Origin of the sequence: Candidatus Cloacimonas sp. (assembly GCA_039680785.1) — a bacterium.
In the GTDB taxonomy this organism is placed as follows: domain Bacteria; phylum Cloacimonadota; class Cloacimonadia; order Cloacimonadales; family Cloacimonadaceae; genus Cloacimonas.
On sequence record JBDKSF010000086.1, the window covers coordinates 1 to 15688 of the forward strand.

The window sequence follows — 15688 nt, forward strand, 5'->3', positions numbered from 1 at the left end:
TCAAGTTTCCGCCTTATTTTATGATAGCTTGAAAGTTTATTTGTTGTGGTTGACGAGGACGTCAACCCTCCTGTATTTTGCCGCCTGGTTAATATCCTTGTTTCTAAAATTCAATCCCAGTAATCCCCAAAATCCTGTTCATCCCTGACCTATTTTTTCTCTAAGCTCTCTGCCCTCTGCAAATAAAATCCTTGTTTCTAAAATTCAATCCCAGCAATCCCCAAAATCCTGTTCATCCCATACCTATTATCTGCGTAATCTGTGTAATCTGTGAGAGAAAAAAATTAAAACATAGCCCTCAGCAGCTCATTTATATCTACCTCGCCGAAGAAGCTTTGATAATCCATTTGTTGCAGCACTTTTGTCACAGTAGCAGGTTTATGTTCAATTCCGCGGAGAGCATTTTCCAGTTCACTGATTTCGCGGTTAGTAAAGAAATCACCGTAAATATTCACTTCTTCTATAATTCCCTTATTCACATAAAAGAAAAATTCAATCATCCCCGCTTGCGTCCTGATGGAATGGGATAAATTATAGCGCGGCGATTTTCCGAAATTCCATTGCCAAGTACTATATTTATCATTCATTAGGGCTTGGATTTCTTCTTTATCTTTCATAGATAAGAAGTAATCCTGAATATCGGGATACATAATTCTCACTTTAGCTCTAACTAAAGTAACGAAATCCGACAAAGAAATTGGGTAGGGCAAATGATGAGAAACATTAGTAACTCTTGCCTGCACGGATTTTACCGCTTTATCGTTAAATTTTTCTTCGCGGGGGTTCAGTGCAGCGCTAAGATCTGATAAATTAGAACTGAAAAGAATGGTTCCATGTTGCATTGTTTTGCCAAAGGCAACGGTTTTGGCATTACCGGAAAATTTACAACCATTGATCGTGAGGTCATTTCTACCTTCTAAAATAGCAGGAACGCCCAAATCATGTAAAACAGCTAAAATCGGTTTAGTATAGCGTTCAAAACTCCGATCCATATCTCCATTATCTTTCACCATAAATGAATAATTCAAGTTACCGGAGTCATGAAAAACAGTTCCACCGCCAGTTAAACGACGCACTACCGGAATATTATGTTGGTGAACCCATTCATAATTAATTTCCGCCAAAGTATTTTGATGTTTGCCTACAATAATGCTTGGATCGTTGATATACAGCAGAAATACATCTTCGGGAAAATTCCTTAAAATATATTCCTCACAAGCAATGTTAAAAGGAGCATAATTGCTTGGACTATAGATAGAAAGCATTTTAATCCTCCAATTTATTCAGTTCTTCTCTTACAAAATTCACCAGGGCATAAATTCTTGCTTCGGAAAATTCGAAAGAAATCCCTGCTGTTTCATAAATCTCCTTTACGGATTTTGTGTATCCGAGATTCAAAAAATCTTGGTATTGTTTTAGTGCTTTTTGCTTATCCTGCCGATAATTCATATAGATGGAAAGCGCTCCCAATTGCGCCATTCCATATTCTATATAATAAAAAGGCACTTCAAAAATGTGGAGCTGTTGCGTCCACAGAATTTTACGATAATCTTCCAAACCAGTCCAATCTACCCCTGAAGAAAAGCGATTACTAATCTCAACAAAGGCATCATACCTTTCCTGAACGGTATGTTCTGGATGTAAATAAACCCAGTGTTGCAAAGCATCCACAGTCATACACCAGGGCAGAAAGCTTAATGTCCCTTCCAATTGATCGCGTTTTGCTTTTTTCAGATCTTCCGGATTGGTATAAAATTCGTCCCAATAATCCATCGTTAAAAGCTCCATCGTCATTGAGGCAAGTTCTGCCACTTCCGAAGGAGTTTCCAAATACTGAGCAATTTTGATGTTTGCCATAGCCGCGCTATGCATTGCATGTCCCGATTCGTGCAGTAAAGTGATAATATCATTATGAATTTTCACATAGTTCATAAATATGAAAGAGCTTGCCAGATTGTTAATCGGGCTGTTATAGCCCCCGGGAGCTTTGCCTTTACGGTTTTCCAAATCCAGCAGACCGGTATTTTTCATCATTTCCAATTGCTTTGCATATTCGGGATTAACTTTATAGAGCACTTTCAGGGACTTATTGATAAATTCTTCCGTCGTTTCAAAGGGTTTTAAAATGCGCCCATCCAAGTCCACAGCAGTATCCCAAGGTCTTAATGTCTCCAGTTTTAATGCCTCTTTCCTTTTTTTGTTTTGTTCCGCTATAAAAGGCATCACCACTTTTTCCACTGACTTATGAAAAGCAAAAAGTTCCTCCGGAGTATATGAAAACCGCCCCATCTCCTGATGTTTGAAATCGCGATAATTGCTAAAATCAGCATTCAAAGCAATTTGATTACGCAAGGCAACCAGATCAGAATAGAGCTTATTCAGTTCTTCCTGTTTTTCGGCAAACATATTCATCCTAAGACGCCATGCTCTTTCCCGTTTGTTTCTATCGGGATCTTTCAGATAAACGGAAAGTTGTGCCGGGGTCTTTTCTTCGCCTTCAAAAACAGCGCTCATTTTGCTGACAATCCCAGCATATTTATTTGCCAATTCCGATTCCTGAATCATCAAGGGGATATTTTCCTCGCGGAAAAGCTTTATATCATTACTGAATATTTGATTCAGCAAACTATATTTACTGGAATCCAATTCCGTGCGGACAGGACTTTCATAAAAACGCTTTTTAATTTTAAACTGATATGCCTCGGCGGGAGCATAAATATTGGCGAAATAATCATTATATGCTTGTTCTTTTGCTTTGTCATCGGCATTTACAGTCATTTTAATGTAACGCCAAGATAGTTCATCTGCCATACATTTCAGCAGATCAGAATATTTTAACAACATCGTTTCCAAATTTTCAATAGTGCTAACATCGTGTTGCACAAGTTCTTCCAAGAAGGCCTTAACTTTTTCCCAAGAGGAGACATCAAAATCCACAGGCAGATTTTCGTAGGGCATCTGCCTTAACTTTTCATTAGTTATGAACATTTCTTACTTTATAAACCTCATCTTCTTCATTATTATCATAAATATAGTCATAAAACTTCCTAACGCCAATAATTCCATAAGATCAATTGCAGGATGGAATTTAATGCTATCTTCCTTAATTGAGAATAGACCTACTGGCTTACTATAAGTTCCAACGCCCCCTCCGCCACTGAACGCTACTTTCACTTTTGTCTTATTTTCCGCTTTATCAGTTTCGGTTTTCTCTTCATTTTCAGTTTCTTGCTCAGAAGAGGGTTGGTCGCCTCCACCACCCATACCATAAATAACTCTGGCAACCGGAATCACATAAAGATCACCCAATTTTGAAGGTTGCCCAAAAGATAAACCACCGCCCATAGCGTTATTTACCATAGAGCGAATTTGGGAAAAGATGTCCTTAATATCCATAGCCAACTCCTTATTCATATTTCTACTTTATATATTATGTTTTTTTTGTCAAGCGACAATTGCACTTTTCGCTAAATTGGATATCAGAAGTTCGTTAATTAGCTTTGCCTATAACTGATTATAAGTTAGCTTAATGCTCTATTTCAACACTATCAATTTTACCTTTTCGCACCGCTCTTTTGTTCTCAGCTGACCAAAATATAAGCCATTGGCAACTTTCCTGTTATTGCTGTCTAAACCATTCCAAGATATTTTAGTTTCGCCTTTTTCTATATTGCCGTTATAGAGGGTCGTAACTTTTTGCCCTTTGCAATTGTATATTTCCAAGCAGATCTGTTCACTTTTAGCCAAATTTAAGCTTAGGGTTATAGTTTCTGAAAAGGGATTTGGATAGCAGGAGAGTAATCTACTCACGGGCAAATAATCATCATCAATATCGTTAGTTGCAATTAAATAAAAAGCCGTCTTCGGCATTTTACCATATAAGTCATTGTAAACGGGAGGATTATAAGGATCAGGGTCATAGGCGTCAGTCCAGCGTTTTATCGCTCTCATTTCGGGAACCGTTTGAGCTAAAAAAGGATCCGAACAGGTAAGCAGATAAGAATGTGTATGATATGCCATTAGGCACAAATTGCCCTGATGATACTGATAAGGGACTGAAAATGGCAGATACATTTCAATGCTATCCGCAGGTATGTTAATATCGGAATTATATACCGGCGTCAATTCTCCTGCCGCAATCCAGCCCTCGCTTAAATCAGTTGAATTAGTTTCCCCTACCCAAACCTTTACTGTCAGAAAGTGACTAAAGGTGGAATTCATATAAAAACTAATGCCATAAATAGTCCCGCTCTCACCAATTTCGTCAGCATAGTAAATTGTTTCGTAAAGTGAATATTTCCAGTAAACATCTATGGGTATTCTTTGCAGTTCATTTCCCGCACCTACAATGATGCCTGTAGCCGGATTAGGGCGGATAATACAGGTATAGTCGTCAATATTATCTTCCGGATATTCATCTTCGGGAAGTTCTGCTACCGCTGTTAAATATTGCCATCCACTGGAATCAATAGTTGCTACTAATTCATATAAATGACTTTCTGCGGGTGCCAGAGAAATGCCATTTAAACGACAAAGCTCCATTTGCTGGCAAAAAAGAACCACATCATAGCTATCAACTGTCTCGGTTCCTTCATTTTTTACTGTTACTGGAAGAACAAAACTTTCTTGCCAATTGTGATATATCCCATTCATATAAATTGAATCTACTTCTATCTCAAGCGAAAGATCATAAAGCACAGGAGGTAAAGGATTGAAAGTGTAAACCATTCCGGAAGGAATAATTTCGTTGATACTATAATTTTCTTGTGTAGTAGAAACCAAAGGAGGATTTCCAGGAGTGATACTAAAAAAATTGCCCGCTCCCGCATTAGACATATTAATTCCGATGGACGCAGAACAATTTACAGGAGTTCCATTCGTGTTCCCGTAATGGAATTCAATTTTACCATTTTCGGAAAGCACTACTTGAAAGTTTACATAACAGTTAAATTGATTATAGGGCCAGCGAGCATGGGAGTATTGAACCCAAAATTCACGGTTGGGAGCAGTGCCAATTGTTGCATATTGCAAATTGCCTTCCGCCAAACTAAGATCATCCCAAAGGGGAGCAATTATAGGATAAATGCCATATATTAACTGATTATTAGGGCTGTCATAATTCCAAGTGGCACCTGGATTGATAAAACCATTGGTAGAAATTTTAACATATTCATACATCTCTCCGCAGTAGGGAAAAGGAAAACCGATTTCTATACCGGAACTGATATAATTGTTCATATCCGGAAAAGTAAGTTGAATTCCGTTTATAGGATTGTATTCAGCAGTAGAATAGTCAAAAGTATAATAGCGGGTAATGGAGCCACACAAACTCCCTCCGCAGAAAAGCAGAAATAAACAAATTAGCATTTTGGAGTTTTTCATCGTCCATCTCCTTTTTGAAAGGAACCGAAACCTAATATACTCATTTTCCTTTATATTATTTCTTCAAGATCAAGTCAAGCATTTTTTTATTTTATTATTTCCTTATTGCTTACCTATAAATGTGTCGCCCTGAGGGACTTATTTGGAAGGCGAGAGTTAATGTTTTATTATCGTATTTTTCTCTTATCGAGGGGCTTACACCTCCATCGCTATAATTGTGTCGCTCTTTGAGTTAAAATCGGTTTTGTTTGTGATCTTCCAAATAATTTCATACTTTTTTCCTATCTTTGAACAATGTCACTAATTATCTCATTGAAAAGGCCGATTTTGACTTAAAGACGACTAATCGTCAGTTATAAAATACAATCCTCTTAATCCTGTTTATCCCTTACCTATTAAATCTGCGTAATCTGCGTAATCTGCGTGAGCTAAATCCCTTACACTTCCATTATTTCTTTTTCTTTTGCTTTTTCCGCTTCGTCTATTTTTTTTATCCAGTCATCGGTTAGGTCTTGTAATTCTTTCAGTTGTTTCTTTTCGTCATCTTCGCTGATTTCGCTGTCTTTTTTCATTTTTTTAACCAGTTCATTGGCATCTCGCCGAATATTTCTAATTGCCACTCTGGCATCTTCGGATATTTTTTTGATGTTTTTAACGAGGTCTCGGCGTTTATCTTCAGTTAATGATTGAAAAGGTAGGCGAATTACATTTCCGGCGTTTTCAGGTGTAATGCCAATATTGGCAGCTAAAATCGCTTTTTCAATATCAGCCAGAGTAGTTTTATCCCAGGGCTGAATTACAATCATTCTTGCTTCTGGAATGGAAATATTGCAAAGTTGTTTAATCGGTGTCGGTTGACCGTAATAGTTTATTTTAATATCATCCAGAATGGAAGCGGTAGCGCGTCCAGTTCTAATTTTGGAATATTGATGCAGCATTGATTCAAAGCTCTTCTGCATCTTATCTTTAGTATTATCTTTTAATTCTTCCATCTAATCCTCTATCGTAAAAAAGTGTCTTCATTTCAGGGGTGAATGTAGGTTCCTATATCAGCATTGATTAGCGCATCAATTAACCTCTCCGGAGTGCTGATGTTAAATATCTTGATCGGCATATTATTATCCATAGCTAAGGAGAAAGCAGTTAAATCCATTACTCCCAAACGGTTTTGCAAACATTCTTCAAAGCTGGCACTTTTGATGAGGCGTGCATTTAGATCTTTTTTAGGATCGGCGCTATACAAGCCATCCACATTCGTAGCTTTAAAAACAATATCCGCCTTTAATTCAACCGCTCTTAAAACAGCTGCCGTATCAGTTGTAAAATAAGGATTTCCCGTTCCTCCGCTCAAAAAACAGATTTTACCTTCTTCCAGAGCGGCAGTTGCCAATTGCGGAGAATATCGGTCAACCACTTTATCTACAGCCAGAGAAGAAAAGACGGCACAATCAATACCTTTGGAAACAAGAATTTGTGCTACATAGAGAGAATTCTGGATAGTTGCCAGCATTCCAACGCTATCCAGAACCACTCTGTTCAAACTTTTATTATGCCAGTTACCACCCCGAAAAATATTTCCGCCCCCCAAAACGATGCCAAGTTCGTAATTTCGCTTGTGAACTGAGATGATGGCATCAGTCAGGGAGTCAATTAATGTTTCATCGTAAATATTTTTTTTATTACCGGAGAGAACTTCTCCCGATAGTTTTAATACCAGCCGATGGATATTTTCGCTTTGGTAAATATTTTTCATTAATTCACCCCTGCTGATTTAGGTAGGAGATTAACTGGGATTAACTATTCGCCGCCAAGCTGGAAACGAACAAATCTGGCAACTTGAATATTTTCTCCTGTTGTAGCGATAGCATTGGTAAGCAAGTCCTTTACGGTTTTGGTGCTATCACTGATAAGTTCCTGCTCCATAAGAGAATGTTCGGCGCAGAATTTTCTTAGATTTCCCTCTACAATTTTCTCGATAATTTCGGGTTTTTTCCCTTCGTTAACCGCTTTATTGTGAGCAATTTCTTTTTCCCTTTCCAGGATGGCAGGGTCAATTTGTTCGGGGCTTACAGCCAAAGGATTGGTAGCTGCAATTTGCATTGCAATTTCATCTGCCAATGCTTTAAATTCGGGAGTTCTGGCAACAAAATCAGATTCGCAATTAAGTTCCAGAAGCACTCCGATTCTGTAGTTAAAATGTATGTAAGAATGAATGATACCTTCTTTAGTAGCACGATTTGCCTTACCTTCGGCTTTACTGATTCCGCGTTCACGCAAATATTTGATTGCTTCTTCAACATTTCCGTTTTTTTCAACCAGCGCTTTGCGGCAATCCATCATTCCCGCTCCGGTTATGTTTCTCAGTTCTTTTACTTGGGTAGCGGTAATTTCTGCCATTTATATCTCCTTATCTTTTAGGGGAAGTTAATTATAGTATGCTTCCCCGATTTTGTGCTTTATATTTCTGTCTCCGTCAATTCGGGAACATCAAATTCTTCTTTTTCTTCTGAGGTATCCAACTGCGATTCAAAATCCTCATTTTCTTCTGCAGATTTATCAGGCGTTTCAGCTTCCGTGCTTACACCTTCAGTGGCTATTCCTCTTCCTTCGATAACAGCATTTGCCATAATATCCGAAATTAAATGAATGGCGCGCGTGGCATCATCATTGCCAGGAATAACATAATCAATCAAATCCGGATCGCAATTCGTATCTACCATAGCTACAATCGGAATATTCAAAATGCGTGCTTCGTGAACGGCAATTTTTTCATATTCTGTATCGACGATAAAAACACATCCCGGCAAGGCATCCATATCGCGAATACCACCTAAGGAAAATTCAATTTTATCGTGCATTCTTTTCATCTTTTGCTGTTCCAGTTTGGTGTAGCTGGAAATCGTTCCATCCGCAACAATTTCCTCATAATATTTCATCTTTTCGATGCTTTGACGAATTGTTGCCATATTTGTTAACATTCCACCATACCAACGCTGATTAACATAAAACACACCTGCTTTTTCAGCCGCTTCTTTAATGGCTGCCTGTGCCTGTTTTTTGGTGCCTACAAAAAGGATATATTCACCTTTGGAGGCAACTTCTTTCATAAACTGATATGCTTCGTTGATGGCATCAACGGTCTGTTTAAGATCAATAATATGAATCCCATTGCGTTTAATAAAGATATATTTCTTCATTTTGGGATTCCACTTAAAGGTCTGATGACCGAAATGGACACCTGCCTCAAGTAACTGTTTCATAGTAACTACGGACATTTTTTCTCCTGATTTACGGTTATTTAAATCTCTTTCGGAGGGTATAAGCAATTCAGAGGAAAATTTTTCCTCACCGCCTTGCAAGCTTCCGAAAGTTTATTTGGGGTTAAGGATAAATGTTGATTACTCATAGAAATAACTTGAGTAATTAACGCTTAGAGAACTGGAATCTCTTTCTGGCTTTGGGACGACCGGATTTTTTGCGTTCCACCATTCTGGGATCACGAGTTAAAAAACCTCTGGCTTTAAGAGCAGGGCGTAAAGTTTCATCATATTCCACCAAAGCACGGGTAATTCCATGACGAATGGCTCCTGCTTGACCGCTTAAACCACCTCCGTAAACATTTACATAAACATCAAAGTTATCGGATAAACCGACTGTTTGCAAGGGCTGTTCTACAATCATTTCCAAGGTTTCTCTCTGAAGATATTTCTTCATCTGGACATCGTTTATAATGCGTTTTCCAGTCCCTGGCATAAGCCGAACTCTGGCAACGGCATTTTTTCTTCTTCCAACTGCATCAAAGGTCTGCATATAATATTTCTCCTAAATGTTAAGTTCAATCGGTTTTTGAGCCGAATGTGGATGTTCAGCTCCCGCATAAACTTTTAATTTTTTGAACATTGCTCGTCCCAGCTTATTTTTGGGCATCATACCTTTTACGGCGTGCTCAATAATACGCTCCGGATGCTTTTCCATAACTCTGGCAAAAGGAATTTCCTTCAATCCGTCCGGATAACCACTATAGCTTTTATAAAACTTCTGCAAGGATTTCAAACCGCTTACGCGCACTTTTGCCGCGTTAATCACGATTACAAAATCGCCCGTATCAATATTGGGAACATAATACGGTTTATGCTTGCCACGCAATATGGTAGCTATTTTTGTGGATAAACGACCCAAAGGAATTCCCTCTGCATCAACGATATACCAATTTTGGTGAATATCGGCAGGACTTGGGGTTTTGGTAATCATCGTTTCTCCTTTACATATTTTTTTTATTCAGAAAGCCAAAATTTTGAAATAGGGGATAGTGTCAAGATTTGTTTTTCCAATTTATGAAAAGTATAGAGGTCAACGAACTAAATGCCCAAAGTGGCAGTCATTTTACTTCAACATCTTATTGACCAGTGCCATCATTTATCCATATTTACGGTTAAAATTCCCTATTTTTGCATAAATTGATTGACATTATAGTGCTTTTCGCTTATACTGAATATAGAGGAAAAAATAAGAAGGATAAAATGAAAAAATATCTGCTAACAGGTCTTTTGTTATTGGTGATTGTTTTTGCCTTCGCCGAACGCAAAGCATTGGTAATTGCCAATTGGAATTATGCTAATGGATTATTAAAAAGTCCTAAAACCGATGCTGATTCAATCGGGGCAGCTCTGGAAGGAGTTGGTTTTGACATCACGCGCCTCAATAATGCCAACTTTGCTTCAATGCAGGCAGCGATAGATACTTTGGCAATTCATCTTAGCGATGAAGATGAGGTGGTCGTTTATTTCAGTGGGCATGGGACAAGCTATAAGAATATCAATTACTTAGTTCCCGCCGGGGTGGATTTGTCATCTCAGCTCACATTGGAGAATGCCTGTTACAGTTTATCCACTTTAAGCAATAAAATAAAAATTGCCAAGACCTCCATCCTAATTGTAGAAGCATCCAGAAATTGGGTTAAGCCCAAAACTGAATTAATGAGTCCCAAGACCTTCGTTAGTATGAAATCCGCTTCTCCCAATCAAGTAATTATTTTTAGCTGTCATCCAGGATACACAGTGCCGAACTATACTGCCGCGAAAAGCGTTTTTTCTATGGCTATGGCACATCACATAGCAACCGCAGAAGAAGGGCTAAATTCATTTTTCCCTGTTTTATGCAATGAAATTATGCAGCAAACAGATTATCAACAAAAACCCTGGATTTCGGGCACTTTAAAGAAGGACTTTCAGTTTAACACCAATATTCAGAAAGGAATGTGGAAAAATACTTCTCCTCGTCCTAAAATAGGGGGAGGTTCACTTTCTTGGTAACCGAACATAGAACTCAAATAACCCCATCACACTAATGCTACCTATTTTCGTAATTTTGGCTTAACCGCCTATTTATGTGAAATCTTAAAAGTAGGGACTAAATAGCTATTCATCACATAAATAGGTAGTTTGCAACCCTTCCAAAAGCCAAAATCTCTCTTCCGTTCAGGGTAACTTACAAAGCGGTGAAAATAGCCAAATTTCTTTGCTTCCCCGCCCCCGCTGGAAATTAGCTAATTGCTTGTAACACAAAGGACTCTCTAACGCTACCGTAACACATCAGTAACAATGCCGTTACGGCGTTACTGATATGTTACTGATTTGTAACTGAGACATAAGGTGACGCTGCCTGCGGCAAGATAAATGTCTTTCTCCGTCGTTTATGTTTTGCATTTTCTGTAGCTAACACGGAAACGCTGGCCAAAAAATGTTAGGGTAAGCAATCCACACAACACAAATAACTATGTTGCTAAAATGGCAAATAAAAGGAAGCAAAATCTACTTCTGATTCAACTTTTTTTCCTTTTGTTCATTTCCCTCTTTCACTTTCTTTATCTCACAGGATAACTATTTGCACTTTTTCATTGACATAATGCATAAGCCAAAGGAAAAGGCAATAAGAGGAAAAATAGATAAATATGGATATTATCAAAACTGAATGCATAGTAAAGGATTACATTTTGGGCAAGGTAAAAGTCCGTGCCCTAAATGGAGTGGATCTTCATATTCAGAAAGGTGAATTTGTTGCCATTATGGGTCCATCCGGTTCGGGAAAAAGCACTTTAATGCATATTCTTGGTTGTTTGGATAAGCCTACTGAAGGAGAATATTATCTGGATGATATTCTGGTGAGTAAAATGCCCAAATCGGCTTTAGCGGCGGTGAGAAATCGTAAAATCGGCTTTGTTTTTCAGTCCTTCAATCTCCTGCCGCATTTAAATATCCTCAAAAATGTAGAATTACCTTTGATGTATGGTGGAATGAGTCAATCCAAACGCGTCGCCAAAGCCAGAACTGTTTTACAGAATGTAGGTTTGGGAGATCGTTTGAAACATAAACCAAATGAACTTTCCGGTGGGCAAAGACAACGCGTTGCCATAGCCAGAGCCATTATAAATGATCCATCTATATTACTTGCTGATGAACCGACGGGAAATTTGGATTCTCAATCGGGCGGAGATATCTTGGAGATTTTCAAGGACTTACACAGCCAAGGCAATACGGTTATAATAGTTACTCACGACCAAGCAATTGCTTCGAGAGCAGAAAGAATAATCAGAATAAAAGACGGTAAAATAGTAGATGGCAATTCCCATAGCTGAATCCCTGAAACTTGGCATAGCAGATATTTTGATGCGTAAAGTGCGCAGTATTGTAACTGTAATAGGTATTATTTTGGGCGTGATGTGCATAATGGTGGTTCTGGCAATTGTAAATGGAATGAATAAAAGCACTTTAAGCTGGATGGAAGAACGGGGTGGATTAAGTAAAATTGAAGTGGAACAAAATTGGCAGTATGATTTTTCCAAAGGTGGCGATCCGAGTTTCACTTTAAGGGAAATTCGTTATTTGCAATCTCTTATTCCGGAAGCGGAAGCATTTAACCCAACTGTTCAGGATTGGGAAGCCGTTATTACAAAAGGTGATATTCGATATAGCACTTCTTTAAGAGGCGTAATGCCCGATTTTGTCAAAGTGGAACAGTGGGACATTGCCAAAGGTAGATTCATCAAGGAGTTAGATATTGATTTGCATAGCAATGTAGTTGTGATTGGTTCAACCGTAGCCAAGGAATTTTTTGGTAGCGATGAACCCTTGGGTCAAATAATATCTATTGGCAATCAACAATTTACAATTGTGGGAGTGATGGCGGAAAGATTTATGCAATCACAGGGTGGACAAATTGAAATGGGCGACAATGCTTTGGAATATTTGAACAAACGGTGTTTCATTCCCATCTCCACAATGGTTAGTAAAATCAATCCAGACAACAAAATAAGCTCCATAGACATCAGGGCAAAAAGTCCTGAAGCAGCCAAAGACCTTAGGCGCAAAGTGGAAAATATCGTTCTGAACTTAAAAAACGGAAAACGGTTGTTTCAGGTTACTTCTGCCAAAGAACAAATGGATACTATGCAGGCAAATGCAAAAATTATGGAAGCAATATTTATTTTAATAGCCGTCATATCTTTGTTGGTAGGTGGAATCGTAATTATGAACATTATGCTTGCTTCCATCAGAGAACGAACTCGCGAAATTGGAGTCCGCATAGCCGTGGGGGCAAGAAGTAGAGACATTTTTTTGCAATTTTTGGTTCAGACGATTCTCATTACATCTCTGGGGGGAGTTTTTGGCATACTATTCGGATTTGCCATTTTGGAGAAAGTGGGTTCCTATTTACAAATAGAGGTGCTTGCCTCGGTTCAAATGATTTGGGTGGCGCTTTTGGTTTCTATTGGAGTGGGGCTTATTTTTGGAGTGGGACCGGCAATTAGGGCTTCGCGTCTTGATCCTGTAATTGCTTTAAGGGAGGAATAATGAGTAAAAAGAAGCAGAAAAGCGGTTTTCTGCACAAACTCTTTCTTTGGTTATATTCCTATATAAGCATTGTGATTTCCGACCTCAAAAAGATATATCAATCATTAACCGTTGCTCAGCAACGAAAACTGATTTTAAAAAATGTTTGGCAGTTTCTGAAGGATTTTTACCAACGCTTTATGAACGAAGGTATATTGAAAGAATCTGCCAGCTTAACTTATATTACAATTCTGGGCTTTGTGCCTTTCATCAATTTTTTGGTGTTATTGGCTCCGGACCTACCTTTCCTAAATTTGCGGGATAAATTCAGAGAAATTGTGGTTCAGAACTTCATTCCCAGTTCGGCTAATGCCATAATAAGCTTTTTGGATAAACTTATTATGCCCAAAGTCGGCTTTAACATTTTCAATTTCGTTATTTTACTTATTAGCTCATATTCACTGTTTACTGTAATTAGAAGTACTTTTGACCGCATTCTTAGTATGCAATTGAAGACCTCATTGGATACCATAACACAATTAGTGAAGTTTTTCGGCACAATTGTTTTTGGATTGCTAATTATCGTTTTGCTATTTTCCAGTTCGTCTCTTCCGATTATTTCGCGTTTGTTAAATTCCGCCGTTTTACAATGGGTTATGGTAGTTGTTCCTTTTGTGTTACAGTTTTTAGCTATAATGTTTTTGTATATGTTACTGCCATCTGTAAGAATTCAGCGTGGGGCATTATTTAGAGGTGCTTTTTGGACAACGGTCATCTGGGTGATTGGCAAATCCGCATTTGATTTTTATATATATAACTTAACCAATTATCAAGCGCTCTATGGAGTGATGGCAGTGCTGCCCATTTTTCTGATGTGGATATATATCAACTGGGCGATCATTCTGGGAGGAATGGTTTTGGTAAGTGTGATTGAGAATAAAAAAACGGGTAATTTTTTAACTAAAGAACCTCATAATGCAGTGCGAATAACGATGGAACTATTTACTAATAAAAAGATAAATCAGCGTCTGGAAGGGCTATTAGACAAAAAAGACCTCCAAAAAATGGTCGATACTTTAAACGAGGATGAAGAAGATAAATGAAAAAATATGCGTTAATTAGCGTTTCCGATAAGACCGGCATCGAAAATTTGGCTGTGGAACTGGAAAAACTTGGCTACACTATTCTCTCCACTTCACATACGGCTGACTACTTAAAAAAATTCTGTCAGCAAGTAGTATTGGTGTCTGAAGTTACCAAATTTCCGGAAATTTTGGAAGGAAGAGTTAAGACCCTGCATCCAATTATTTATGCCGGAATTTTGGCAGACCGACAAAATCCCTCTCACGAAAAAACGCTTGCGGAGCTGAATATTGATCACATAGATGTTGTAGCCGTAAATTTGTATCCTTTTGCCGCTGTTCGTAAAAAAGAAAATGCCAGTGAACAAGAGATGATAGAAAATATAGATATTGGCGGTCCGACTTTAATTAGAGCCGCAGCCAAAAATTATAGAAATGTTACTGTTTTGGTTGATCCTGAGGACTATGATCATACATTAGAACTTCTAAAAGAGAATGTTACTTTGCCAGAGGACTATAGCGCTTATCTGGCAAAAAAGGCATTTAGCAAAACAAGGGATTACGATGCTGAAATTGCCGCTTATTTTACGGAAAAAGAAACTGTAGCCAAAGACGCCATCCCTCTTCAGTTAAACATTTCTGCCTCGCTAAATCAAAATTTGCGTTATGGTGAAAACCCTCATCAAAATGCCGGTTTTTATACAAATGCTAATGCCGGTTGGGAAGTTTTACATGGCAAGGAATTATCCTTCAATAACATAATGGATATTGATTCTGCCCTAAGAGCCATTCGTCTTTTTAGTGAACCAACTGTCATTATTGTAAAACACTGTAATCCTTGCGGCATTGGCAGTGGGGAAAAATTAGCAGAGGCATATACAAAAGCTTTTGCAACAGATACGGAAGCGCCTTTTGGGGGAATTGTAATTGTGAATCGTTCCCTGGATATGGAAACGGCAACCCTGATCAATAACATTTTTACCGAAATCATTATTACTCCTGATTTTGAACCGGGTGTGCTGGAATTTCTACAGAAAAAGAAAAACCGACGCCTAATTCGCTACGACCTTGCTCTGTTGGCAAAACCTATTAACCCTTTCGAAATTAAAACATTAACTTTTGGCTATTTAGCTCAGAATTGGGATCTGGTAAACGAATCCATGGAAGGATGGAAAATAGTTACCGCCAAACAACCTACTTCGGAAGATTTCCAAGCTCTTATCTATGCCTGGAAAGCTGTTTCCATCCTAAAATCCAACGCCATTGCCATCGCTAATGTAGATAGGGTTTTAGGGCTTGGTTGTGGACAAACTTCTCGCATTGATTCCGTTTACTTAGCTATCTGGAAAGCTAAAAAATTTAACCACGCTTTAGAGGGCTCAGTTTGTGCCTCCG

The 15688-nt window shown here is 38.3% G+C and carries 15 protein-coding genes; 5 read left to right on the forward strand and 10 right to left on the reverse strand.

All coding sequences use genetic code 11. The features are described from left to right. Positions 1–284 precede the first annotated feature (284 nt). The 10 genes from ABFC98_06050 to rplM all read right to left on the reverse strand — a co-directional run bounded on the left by ABFC98_06050 (position 285) and on the right by rplM (position 9633). Positions 285–1265: a lipoate--protein ligase gene (locus ABFC98_06050; GenBank protein MEN6445592.1), complete on the reverse strand. Its 981-nt coding sequence runs from the start codon at positions 1263–1265 to the stop codon at positions 285–287. 1 nt (position 1266) lies between these two features. Next, positions 1267–2988 carry a M3 family oligoendopeptidase gene (locus ABFC98_06055; protein ID MEN6445593.1) on the reverse strand — a complete coding sequence of 574 codons (1722 nt, stop codon included), beginning with the start codon at positions 2986–2988 and terminating at the stop codon, positions 1267–1269. A gap of 3 nt (positions 2989–2991) precedes the next feature. Beyond that, entirely contained in the window at positions 2992–3396 is a 405-nt protein-coding gene (locus ABFC98_06060; protein ID MEN6445594.1) for a spore germination protein GerW family protein, read from the reverse strand. Between the two features lie 138 nt (positions 3397–3534). Continuing rightward, positions 3535–5382 carry a T9SS type A sorting domain-containing protein gene (locus ABFC98_06065; protein MEN6445595.1) on the reverse strand — a complete coding sequence of 616 codons (1848 nt, stop codon included), beginning with the start codon at positions 5380–5382 and terminating at the stop codon, positions 3535–3537. Between the two features lie 437 nt (positions 5383–5819). Next, positions 5820–6374 (reverse strand): ribosome recycling factor, encoded by a 555-nt coding sequence (gene frr, locus ABFC98_06070; GenBank protein MEN6445596.1) that lies wholly within the window; start codon positions 6372–6374, stop codon positions 5820–5822. 32 nt (positions 6375–6406) lie between these two features. Continuing rightward, entirely contained in the window at positions 6407–7135 is a 729-nt protein-coding gene (gene pyrH, locus ABFC98_06075) for a UMP kinase (GenBank protein ID MEN6445597.1), read from the reverse strand. A gap of 44 nt (positions 7136–7179) precedes the next feature. After that, positions 7180–7779 carry a translation elongation factor Ts gene (gene tsf, locus ABFC98_06080; GenBank protein MEN6445598.1) on the reverse strand — a complete coding sequence of 200 codons (600 nt, stop codon included), beginning with the start codon at positions 7777–7779 and terminating at the stop codon, positions 7180–7182. 59 nt (positions 7780–7838) lie between these two features. Beyond that, positions 7839–8657, reverse strand: coding sequence for a 30S ribosomal protein S2 (gene rpsB, locus ABFC98_06085; protein MEN6445599.1), 819 nt, complete (start codon positions 8655–8657; stop codon positions 7839–7841). A gap of 148 nt (positions 8658–8805) precedes the next feature. After that, on the reverse strand, positions 8806–9192 hold the full coding sequence (gene rpsI / locus ABFC98_06090; GenBank protein MEN6445600.1) for a 30S ribosomal protein S9: 387 nt from the start codon (positions 9190–9192) through the stop codon (positions 8806–8808). Positions 9193–9204: 12 nt separating this feature from the next. Then, on the reverse strand, positions 9205–9633 hold the full coding sequence (gene rplM, locus ABFC98_06095) for a 50S ribosomal protein L13 (protein MEN6445601.1): 429 nt from the start codon (positions 9631–9633) through the stop codon (positions 9205–9207). Positions 9634–9902: 269 nt separating this feature from the next. On the opposite strand from rplM, the gene ABFC98_06100 reads away from it, so the two are divergent. From ABFC98_06100 to purH, 5 genes are all read left to right on the forward strand, one after another. After that, a complete protein-coding gene (locus tag ABFC98_06100) occupies positions 9903–10694 on the forward strand; it encodes a caspase family protein (protein MEN6445602.1) in 792 nt (263 codons plus the stop codon). Positions 10695–11332: 638 nt separating this feature from the next. Beyond that, positions 11333–12016: an ABC transporter ATP-binding protein gene (locus ABFC98_06105; GenBank protein ID MEN6445603.1), complete on the forward strand. Its 684-nt coding sequence runs from the start codon at positions 11333–11335 to the stop codon at positions 12014–12016. Next, a complete protein-coding gene (locus tag ABFC98_06110; GenBank protein MEN6445604.1) occupies positions 11997–13232 on the forward strand; it encodes an ABC transporter permease in 1236 nt (411 codons plus the stop codon). The genes ABFC98_06105 and ABFC98_06110 overlap by 20 nt, the downstream gene beginning before the upstream one ends. Continuing rightward, positions 13232–14314, forward strand: coding sequence for a YihY family inner membrane protein (locus ABFC98_06115; GenBank protein ID MEN6445605.1), 1083 nt, complete (start codon positions 13232–13234; stop codon positions 14312–14314). The genes ABFC98_06110 and ABFC98_06115 overlap by 1 nt, the downstream gene beginning before the upstream one ends. Further along, the coding region (gene purH / locus ABFC98_06120; GenBank protein MEN6445606.1) for a bifunctional phosphoribosylaminoimidazolecarboxamide formyltransferase/IMP cyclohydrolase at positions 14311–15688 on the forward strand (1378 nt) is incomplete at its 3' end. The genes ABFC98_06115 and purH, both read left to right, overlap by 4 nt.